Annotated in this window: 7 protein-coding genes; 2 read left to right on the top strand and 5 right to left on the bottom strand. The window is 40.1% G+C overall.

The genetic code is table 11. The annotated features are described in order from the left end of the window. Positions 1-195 precede the first annotated feature (195 nt). Complete coding sequence (locus QZY09_RS03290; RefSeq protein WP_295667999.1) at positions 196-1,701, bottom strand: DUF3857 domain-containing protein; 1,506 nt, start codon at positions 1,699-1,701, stop codon at positions 196-198. Between the two features lie 200 nt (positions 1,702-1,901). Between QZY09_RS03290 and QZY09_RS03285 the strand changes: the two genes are divergently transcribed. Then, positions 1,902-2,939: a 3'-5' exonuclease gene (locus tag QZY09_RS03285; protein ID WP_295667997.1), complete on the top strand. Its 1,038-nt coding sequence runs from the start codon at positions 1,902-1,904 to the stop codon at positions 2,937-2,939. Positions 2,940-3,090: 151 nt separating this feature from the next. Here QZY09_RS03285 and queG read toward each other — a convergent pair whose 3' ends face one another. Further along, positions 3,091-4,023 carry a tRNA epoxyqueuosine(34) reductase QueG gene (queG, locus tag QZY09_RS03280; RefSeq protein WP_295667995.1) on the bottom strand — a complete coding sequence of 311 codons (933 nt, stop codon included), beginning with the start codon at positions 4,021-4,023 and terminating at the stop codon, positions 3,091-3,093. A gap of 145 nt (positions 4,024-4,168) precedes the next feature. On the opposite strand from queG, the gene QZY09_RS03275 reads away from it, so the two are divergent. Further along, on the top strand, positions 4,169-4,534 hold the full coding sequence (locus QZY09_RS03275) for an STAS/SEC14 domain-containing protein (protein ID WP_295667993.1): 366 nt from the start codon (positions 4,169-4,171) through the stop codon (positions 4,532-4,534). A 28-nt stretch (positions 4,535-4,562) separates the two neighbouring features. Here QZY09_RS03275 and QZY09_RS03270 read toward each other — a convergent pair whose 3' ends face one another. The 3 genes from QZY09_RS03270 to QZY09_RS03260 all read right to left on the bottom strand — a co-directional run. Beyond that, on the bottom strand, positions 4,563-5,042 hold the full coding sequence (locus QZY09_RS03270) for a nuclear transport factor 2 family protein (RefSeq protein WP_295667991.1): 480 nt from the start codon (positions 5,040-5,042) through the stop codon (positions 4,563-4,565). A 138-nt stretch (positions 5,043-5,180) separates the two neighbouring features. Continuing rightward, entirely contained in the window at positions 5,181-5,963 is a 783-nt protein-coding gene (locus tag QZY09_RS03265; protein ID WP_295667989.1) for a polysaccharide deacetylase family protein, read from the bottom strand. A 151-nt stretch (positions 5,964-6,114) separates the two neighbouring features. Continuing rightward, positions 6,115-6,657 (bottom strand): Gfo/Idh/MocA family protein (locus QZY09_RS03260; protein ID WP_295667987.1); only part of this gene is annotated, 543 nt, incomplete at its 5' end.

Raw genomic sequence — 6,657 nt, 5'->3', positions numbered from 1 at the left:
CCCCAAAACCCCAAAACCCCTCCTTCTAAATTTAAATATTTTTAATCTAATTCAATTCATTTGTAGCAACGTTCACACCACACGCCTCCACATAAAATTTCTTCACACTTATTAACGGTACTATATTTGCGTGACTCGTTGCATATTGAACACTTTCTCAGTAATTTAGTTTAGGTTATTGTGTGTTTTTCCTACTTACACTTCAACATATTCATCTGTTGTATTAAATTTTTTAATAGCCACTCTTTTTTTATAGGCTTCATAACCTATCGAATAATTTGTAATTGTGCCTTTAATTTTGCCGTCATCCTGCAAAGTAAGATCCATCATACTGGTGCTGGTTTCCTTTTGCGGTAGGTTTAAATCTATCCAGTAGGAGGGTTTGTCCAGGTTGAAAACCCGCCCCCGGTCGTTCAGGCACTTTAAAGGAAGCATTCCGAATGTCATTAAAGGATCGGTGGCATCCAGCAGGTAAATTTTGTCGCCGATATTTGCCTTCGCTATAATATAATTAAATTTGTTTTTAGCCGGGTAAATGTCGTTTAGCAAACCATTCTCGCGAGTGGATAACAATACGGCTTCGGTGTTTATGCCGGCGCCATTCAGCGCTATGATCAAAGACATATTGATATCACCAACACTACCGGTATGTGATTCAAATGCTTTTTTAATTCCGTCGCTTCCATAGCCAATATAATCATTCCATTTATACCATTTTTGCAGATAGGCATAAATAGCTTTGGCCTTTTCCAAATCGTCAGTTTTGCCTGCATAGGCGGGTAAAACCCTGTCTTTAAGCAAATCTTTACGCTTTAGCTGGCCGCCAAAATCATAATCCGATTTCAAGTAATAGTCAATGTCCTTCCATTCCTTTGTCTCTTTAACCGCGGTGCCTGTGTATGGGTCGGTATAATCCACAAGGTCGAACGAGATGGTTGAAATATAGTTTAGCGTAGAAGTCATGTCTTCCTCTTCACTAAATGCTGGTATATCGCTCATGCCATAAATAATGTCTGAGCAGTCGCTGCTTGCGCCATGGGTTGAAAAGCAACCATTTAAAACAGATGAACTGTTTTTTGTGACTTTTAAATAACCCCTTAAGGATGCATTGTAGGTAAAATGCCCGGGAATTACTGATTCAAATTCTGAGTACACTTTTGGGATATCCGACTGAAACGGCCAGGGCTGGAAATGTTCAAGGCATAGGTTTAAAGGGCGGACAAGCCTGTAGGTATATTCAATTACGCAACCATTCGTTAACGCAGGCATTGTAAATTTAAATGTACTCTGGTATTTATAATCCCTGGTGGTATAAACCTTCTTCGGATCAAAATCGACTTTTTTAATCGCGCCGTCTGCGTCCGCGTAATACGTTGTTCCGGTAACTTTCTCCACTTCATCCGTTAGTGAATGATCATCATTGTTCCTGAGTTTTATCTCCTTTGTCGCCTCGTCGAAACCTTTATTGTCAAAAATCTTTATTTTAACATGGTATTCAAACATTACCTTAAGGTTGTCATCGTTTGCCACAGCAATCTGCGCTTTGCCGTATTCGCGTAAAACCACCGCGTGCGCCGAGGTGTCTTTGGCATACTTTTTCATGTTAAGCTCATCGGTTGAAATTTGCCCGTAAGGGAAATCCTGTGCAGCAGCAAGTTGTACAAAGCAAAAAGAAAGCACCAGGATAAGGAAGGTTCTCATTAAATTAAATCAATTTAGGTGGGGTTAAAATTATGGTACAATTAAATAAATTTAAATGGTATTAAAAATTTATTGTACAAATTCTTTTTATGACTTTTGCGGCATCGAAACCGGGCAAAAGAAGCCTGGTGATAAATAAAGTGGATTTTTAAAAAATTTGGCGTAAATTCCAACCGGTAATAAAAACAAATACCCTTCTGATGAAATTAAATTTAAAGCGGCCATTGGCTTTTTTTGATCTTGAAACTACAGGTACCAATATCGGTTCCGATCGTATTGTTGAAATATCAGTTATTAAACTTTTTCCTGATGGCAGCGAAGAGGTAAAAACCTGGCGGATCAACCCAGGTATGCCCATTCCGCTTGAATCATCATTGGTACATGGTATTTATGATGAGGATATTAAGAATGAGCCTCTTTTTAAGGAGGTTGGTCAATCTGTTGCTGAGTTTATTGCTGACAGTGATCTGGCGGGCTATAATTCAAATAAGTTTGATATCCCCGTGCTGATGGAGGAGTTTCTAAGGTCCCGGATTTCGTTTGATCTGGAAGGACGTCATTTTGTTGACGTGCAGAACATATTTCACCAAATGGAGCAGCGTACGCTGAAGGCAGCCTACCAGTTTTATTGCGATAAACCGATCATTAATGCGCACTCAGCAGAGGCCGATACCCGCGCTACCATGGAAGTATTGATTGCGCAGGTTGCGCGATACGAAAACACCGAATGGGAAGATAAAAAAGGTAGCAAACAGGTGCCTGTGATCAATGATATTGAAGCCTTACATAAATTTACCAACCTTAACCGCCCCGTTGATTTTGCAGGCCGGATGGTTTTTAATGATGATGGCGAGGAAATTTTTAATTTTGGTAAACATAAAGGCAAAACGGTAGAGGAAGTTTTCAGGATAGAACCAAGTTACTATTCGTGGATGATGCAGGGTGATTTCCCGCTTTATACCAAACGCAAGCTGGAAGAGATCTATAACCGCTGGAATGCAAAGAAAGTTGCTGAAAGACAGCCTAAACCTGTACAGCAAAAGCAGCCGGAACAACCCGCAGTTACTGAGAACAAAGCCCCCGTTAAAACTGAAACGGCTAATAAACCATATTCGCCAAAACTCAACTACAATAACGCTCCTGAAAGGAAACCGTTTAAGCAAAAAGACGAAACACCGGCAAAACCAGTAAACGAGGACATGTTGAAAATGCTTGCGGATAAGTTTAAGAAGGGTTAATTAGTGATTGTTAGCGATTAGCTGTTGGAAGATTGTACTGTTGGAAAGTTGCAAGTAGTGCTCAAATAATTTTGTTTGTTAAATCAAATTCAGGAATAAAGGAAATTTGACTCAAGACTTACGGCTAAAGACTTTTGACTTGACACTGGATTTAGCTTTTCAGAAAATCAATGTTTCTTTTTAAACCTTTAAATTTAGTTCTTTTTACTGCCGAATTTTTAAAAACCTTTTGGAAAACATCTTCTGTAATATCTTCCCAGTCCTTTTTATTTAATTCAAGCAGTTCCGGTTTGGGCTTAAACGCGGGGTCGGAATGCAGTACTGAAAACTTGTTCCAGGGGCAAACATCCTGGCATACGTCGCAACCAAACATCCAGTTATCCATTTTTCCATTGAATTCCGCCGGGATCTCGTTTTTAAGTTCGATGGTAAGGTAGGAGATGCAACGGCTGCCATCTACAATATAAGGGGCAACAATGGCTTCAGTCGGACAGGCGTCAATACAAGCAGTACAGGTACCACAATGGTCGGCCGCAGGGGCAATATCGTAATCAAGTTCAAGATCTATGATCAGTTCGGCCAGAAAGAAAAAAGAGCCAACTTTTTTGCTGATGAGGTTGGTGTTTTTACCGATCCAGCCAAGCCCCGCTTTTTTCGCCCATGCTTTATCTAATACCGGGGCTGAATCAACAAAGGCCCGGCCGTTTACCTCGCCTATTTGCTCCTGGATAATGGTTAATAACAGCTTTAGTTTATCTTTTATAACCTGGTGATAATCATCACCATAAGCATATTTTGATATTTTAGGGCTTAAGGGATCTGACTGTCGCTCAGCGGTGAAATAGTTTAGGCCAAGGGATATTACAGATCTGGCTCTATCAACCAATAAACGGGGGTCAAGGCGTTTATCGAAATGGTTTTCCATATAATGCATTTCGCCCTGCATGCCTTTTTTTAGCCAGGCTTCTAACCGGGGGGCCTCATCTGCTAAAAATTCAGCTTTTGAAATTCCGCAGAACATAAAGCCCAGGTTTTTGGCTTCTTTTTTTATAATTGAAGTATAAATTGTCCTGTTTTGCGGCATCGGTACAAATATATTGATTAGCAACACTTGAAATATTAAAAATATCAACCATTTATTAACTGAAAGTGAAATAAATCAACAAAAAAGTACTATTAATTAAATTTCGGTTCAGTTATTGTAGTTGCATTAACAGACAATTTTATTTATGCTTCAGCTCATCAATAATTTACCGCCTCATGTTGCAGGCTTGCATGCTTTTGCTAATGTTGCTGAAATTGAATATAAGGATGCATTATTACCGTTGATAGATAACCTGCTTAAAAAGAGCAAACGAATTAATTTTGTGCTTGTGCTCGAAACGGATATTGTCAATTTCGCTTCGGGTATTTGGTGCGGGAATTTAAAAATAGGGTTGAAGTATTTTTTCAAATGGAATAAAATTGCCATCGTAACTGATCAAAAAATGGTTTTGGGGTATAGCGATCTTTTTAAATACCTGGTACCCGGGAAATTTAGAAATTTCAGGATAGATCAAATAGACCAGGCTATCCGGTGGGTGTCGGCAAAATAATCGGGGTGTTTAATTTAAAGAAAACCAGTTAATGCTGATCAAAAAAGCCAACCTGCCGTAAAAAAGCAACCTGGTTGAAATAATCGGTTTCCTTAATTATCTTGTTGCCTTTAATTGTAAAGACAGCACAATATTCAAGCGTATATTTCTTATCTTTCATATATGCAGGTGTATTTGCTACTGGCTTAGATAAAGTGCCGCTCACTGTATATTCTGCTACAACATATTCACCGGTATAAATGATATGGTTTACTTTGTATGCAAGGTCGGGCGTTGAGGCAAAATACCGGGTGTAAACTTCAATGATCCCAGCATGGCCGGTTTTAGCGCCTTCCCAGTTTGGCGAATATACGTTGGCGCTATCGGTATACCCTGCGGCAATAGCTTTAACATCGTGTTTGGTTAATGCTTCAAAATGAGTGGCAATTAAACCTGCTGATTGAGAATAAGTATAATCAGCTGCCGTTAGCAGGATTAGTGCGGTAATTATAAAGGGTTTTGATTTCATGGCTCATAGGTGAAATCTCTTATAAATATAAACCATAATCCTGGTGAATAAAAAATGCTAAATTCCGACCTGAAGTTAAATCGGTATACGGAATTCAGCATTTTAAATTTTCAAACCTTCCCTTTAGGGGGCCGTGGCTTAAAAGCTGTGCCTTACACTATTACTGAAGGTTTTAGTTGTCCAGTACCCGCTATCCAGGATGCGCCTAACGGTCATTAAAGGCATTTCCGGATCGCGCTTGTCAGCTAATTGGAACGCCAGTTTAAATCCATGTTTTTTCACTTCCGGCAACACTGGTTTTTTCCATACGCCGAACGGATATGCAAAATAATCAATCTTTTTGCCGGTTATTTCTTCCAGCTTTTTTGTTGGTTTTTCAATTTGAACTACCCAATCATCTTTCTTCGGGTTTGGATCGTGTTTATAGCGGTCAACACGGTGATGGTCCCAGGTATGAGCGGCAATAACGTTTCCCTCGTCTGATAGCTGTTTAATTTGCTCTTTGGTCATGTAGTGCGGGCGACCTATGGAGACCGTCATCACAAAAAACACACCTTTAAAGCCATATTTTTTTAACTCAGGGCGGGCAATGGTAAACTGATCAAGGTCGGTATCATCAAAAGTGAGCATGATAGGCTTACTTGGCAATGCTGTTCCTTTTGTCAGGTAATCAAACAACTGATCAGGCAGAATAGTATGGTAGCCACTATCTGCGAGCATTTTGATGTGCTGTTTAAACGCAGCGATGGGAATGATATAATCTTTAGATGTTTTGGAGTCTTTTGGTGTCCAATCGCGGATCTGGTGATAACAAACGATGGGTACTTGTTTGCGGGCCATAATAGCAGCACTGTTGCCTTGTGCAAGCGAGGTTAAGCCTATTAAACAAAAAATGGAGGCTGAAAGCAGTTGTTTTATCATAATTTATCAGATGAAATGAGGTGGGCAAATGTAATGATTTTGCTTTTGACTAATAGAGGCAGATTATAGTTTAAAGTTTGACAATATTAAAAATAGTTAATGGCAGGCTTACCATCTGTGCCGGTGGAATTCGTGGGAAAACGATATCAAGCTATAAAACAATCCTTTTACCCTCATTAATTGATCGTTTGGCAGCGTCCAATATCTGCATCACTATCATGTTATAGTTTAATGAAGATTGATCGTCGTTCCCGCTGATCTCACCGCGTAATACAGCCGTTAAATAAATAATCGGGTCGTTAACAGGAGCGGGGAGCGGCGAAGCAGTTTTTGCGCCTTTTATGTTCTCACGCATTCTGCTCACAATGCTTTTTCCGTCCAGGGCATGCAGGTAACCTGTCTCTCCAAATATTTCCATGTCCTTGATACTAAAAGGCCAGTTCCACGATGCTTCTATCTGCCCGCTGGCGGTGGGGTATTCTACCAGGATGGTAGCGTCATCCTCCACTTTCGGATAAATTTCCGGTTTGTAATGATGGGCGATTGCAGTAACTGCAATCGGCTTTTGGCCATGCATAAACCAGGTCATCAGGTCGGCGCCATAGCAGCCAAAATCGTTTAACGGACCTGCACCGTTCAATACAGGGTCTGTTAACCAGCTTAAAAATTCCTTACTGCAGCCAATTTCTATTGG

The sequence above is a fragment of the uncultured Mucilaginibacter sp. genome, assembly GCF_903913935.1.
GTDB lineage: Bacteria > Bacteroidota > Bacteroidia > Sphingobacteriales > Sphingobacteriaceae > Mucilaginibacter.
Note: the sequence above shows the minus strand (reverse complement) of the source record. Positions and strands in the feature narration are given on the sequence as shown.